Origin of the sequence: Corallibacter vietnamensis (assembly GCF_039537875.1) — a bacterium.
Classification (GTDB): domain Bacteria; phylum Bacteroidota; class Bacteroidia; order Flavobacteriales; family Flavobacteriaceae; genus Corallibacter; species Corallibacter vietnamensis.
On record NZ_BAABBI010000013.1, the window covers coordinates 1 to 2,544 of the forward strand.

The 2,544-nt window shown below is 30.9% G+C and carries 3 protein-coding genes; all 3 read left to right on the plus strand.

Translation table 11 applies throughout. The annotated features are described in order from the left end of the window. Positions 1 to 170: 170 nt before the first annotated feature. The 3 genes from ABD690_RS13460 (at position 171) to ABD690_RS13470 (ending at position 2,248) form a co-directional block, all read left to right on the plus strand. Positions 171 to 698, plus strand: a complete 528-nt coding sequence (locus ABD690_RS13460; RefSeq protein WP_344731117.1) for a hypothetical protein — start codon at positions 171 to 173, stop codon at positions 696 to 698. Continuing rightward, positions 698 to 1,288, plus strand: coding sequence for a hypothetical protein (locus ABD690_RS13465; protein ID WP_344731118.1), 591 nt, complete (start codon positions 698 to 700; stop codon positions 1,286 to 1,288). Before ABD690_RS13460 ends, ABD690_RS13465 begins: the two co-directional genes overlap by 1 nt. Before the next feature lie 150 nt (positions 1,289 to 1,438). Then, positions 1,439 to 2,248, plus strand: a complete 810-nt coding sequence (locus tag ABD690_RS13470) for a hypothetical protein (protein WP_344731119.1) — start codon at positions 1,439 to 1,441, stop codon at positions 2,246 to 2,248. Positions 2,249 to 2,544: the final 296 nt, after the last annotated feature.

The window sequence follows — 2,544 nt, forward strand, 5'->3', positions numbered from 1 at the left end:
TTCAACAAAGCATCGTACAAGAGACAGAGAGGACTAACACGTGTAAGAGGTAATCCCTAGAGACCGTTATAGTTCTCCTCTCTTCTCTTGATAAATTTAATAACATCAAAGTAAAGGAGACCGTTGTAAAACATTAACAAGAAAAAAACTAACTTAAATTAAACCAACTTATGGCAAAGAAAATTGAACCAATAAAGGCGAGTGCTAAAGATTTAGGAAATGACAATAATGCTCAACATTGGTCAAGTATTTTTAAGACATTAAATGTTCTAGGAACTATTTCAGAGGCTTACACTAAAACATTAGCTTATAAAATTGAAACGAAAAGACTTAATAATGAACTTGAAAGAGTGAAATTAGAAGCTAGTATTGCTGAAAAAGCTATTGACGATGTTTTTAAATTAAAAATGGAGCAATTAAAACAAAGAAGAGAACATCTATTAAGTTTTTATGCGACTGTAAATAATCAACTTAACCATCTTCATATTGAAAGAATGACAATTTTAGATTTACTCAAATCTGTTGTTGAAAAAACTGTTGCTCCAGATATCAATATTGAAGAACGTAAACTATACAAGGAAATGGCGATTGAAATGAGTTCTCAAATTCCAAATTTCGGAGAGAAAGCATCAAACACTTTAGAAGTTATAGCTAAAACAATTCCACCTATAGAAATCCCTGAAAACATAGGAGAATAATGTGGCCTATTTTTGTTGCAGCTGGAATTGCACTTACAGCCATTGGAAAAGCTATATATGAAAACTATTTTTCTAATAAAGAAAAGAAAGCTAAAAGAGAATGGCAGGAAAATAGAGAAAAAGTTGAAAAGTTTATTTCTCAACAAGAGATTAAAATTGAAGAACTAACTTCAAAAACAAATACTGAAGAAGATTTTTACAAGTTAACAGATATACATTTTACAAGTATGAGAATAGCTGATAAGGCTTATCAATTATTTGACTACAGTAAAATTTATCTTGAGGCTATGAATAGAAATTTAAAACTAACAGCAGATAGAAAGAATAAAATTCATAGTTTATTTAAATCAAAAATAGAATATGAAAAAAAGCTAAAATTAACAAAAGAACTTAACGAATTAAATGAAGTTAGAAAAGCGTTATTTGGAGATAAAGACACTTTAAAAAAACAAACTGACGACTTAAAAATCAAATTAAAAAGTTTTAACATAAGAACTTCAACTTTAAAATTTCGAATTAGAGATAATTGTGGAGAAAAAGGAATTGATTGGTTTGAAAGGTTAGAACAACGAAAAAAAAACAGAAAATAACGTTTTACAACACCGTATAAAATTAATGGCTAGTACTCGCCTAATTAGGAAAATCCTCGCGGATTTTCTATCTGGTGTCTATTTGCTAAATTAGGTACTTAAACACGCCACTAATCTTATACAATCACGTTGTAATGCATTTGACAAAAAATGAGTAAACTGACAAAAACAGAGGCTATAGAAAAAATTAAAGCCGAAATTCTCAATGTTAATTCCAAAGGAAAAAAAGCGAGAAATGTTCGGTTTTTAGCTTCTGCTTTGGGAAGTATTCCTTGGGTAGGCGGATTTATTGCTGCAAGTGCAGCTTTGCATTCTGAATTTGAACAAGGAAAAATAAACGACTTGCAAAAATTATGGTTAGAGGAACACACCAAAAAAATTGATGAATTAGCTTTTACTATTTATCAAATTTTTGAGCGAATAGATGCAGTTGGAGAGGATATTAATGAAAGACTTGAAAGCGAAGAATATTTAGGAATTGTAAGAGAAGGATTTAAAGAATGGGATAGTGCCAAAACATTTGAAAAGAAAGAGTACATCCGAAAATTAATTACAAATGCTGGAGCGAATAACATTACGACCGATGATATAATTCAACTATTTATTGACTGGATTGGCAGATATCACGAATTACATTTTGCTGTTATAAAAGAGATTTACAAAAATCCTGGAGTGACACGTGGAGATATATGGCACACTTTTAATGAAACCCGACCAGAAGAAAACTCAATGGAAGCTGATTTATATAAATTAATGTTTAGAGACTTAAGTACAGGTGGAATTATTAGACAAGTAAGAGCTACTGATTATTACGGCAACTTTTTAAAACAGCCGAGGACAAGAAGAAAAACGAATACACTTACTTCTGCATTTGATGACGGAAAAGATTACGAATTGACTGAATTAGGTAAACAGTTTGTTCATTTCACAATGGAAGAAGTAGTAACGAAACTGAATTAAAAACGCATTACAACAATGGCTATAAGTAATTGCTTGTTCTCGCTTACTTCTGAAAATCCTCGCGGATTTTCAGTTTGGTGTTTACTTGCAAAGTTAACCGCTAAACCACGCAACTACTCATAGCCGTATTCCAAGGTAAAAAACAAGCCTTAATTCAATAATTTGTTGCGGCTATATTTACAAAGGGTGTACCTCTTTTAATTACTGCAAAACTGCGTGCTAAAATTTTATTTCTAACGTTGTTTAAAGCTATCATTTTGTGTTTGCCTTCGTCTAGTTTTCTTTGATAGTATTTT